Origin of the sequence: Delftia sp. ASV31 (assembly GCF_016428765.1) — a bacterium.
In the GTDB taxonomy this organism is placed as follows: Bacteria; Pseudomonadota; Gammaproteobacteria; order Burkholderiales; family Burkholderiaceae_C; genus Comamonas; species Comamonas acidovorans.
Genome location: NZ_JAELTK010000237.1, coordinates 1 through 379, shown reverse-complemented (window position 1 = coordinate 379; position 379 = coordinate 1). Strand labels below are relative to the sequence as shown.

The window sequence follows — 379 nt, the reverse complement described above, 5'->3', positions numbered from 1 at the left end:
CATTTTTCTTTGTCTCCATTGTGATGCCCGACAGAAAACTGCCCTGAAATCCTTGATAGGTTTGTACGCCATTGGCGAAGAAGGCAATCTGCTCAAGCACAAACGGGTCAGAGAAGGTTATTTGCTCTGAGTGCGTTAGTTCATAATCCTCCCTTTTCTTGAAAATGAGGCAAAATCCATTCCGTTCTGATCCAATGATCAGCGAATCTTTGGACTTTTGAGTTAATTCGTATTCGGCATCTGTATCCTCCTTGTCATCTGCGTCTTCTAGTAACTCCAATTCTTCCACTGTCATCGGGCGATCATGGATGTTATATTCTTCAAGAAAATCTTCCAAACGCTGATCTTTTGAAGAGCAACCAAGGAAATTAATTAGCGC

1 pseudogene is annotated in these 379 nt (G+C 42.0%); it reads right to left on the bottom strand.

The features are described from left to right. Window positions 1-379 (bottom strand): annotated as a pseudogene (locus JHD82_RS29165) (hypothetical protein); the annotation flags it as partial.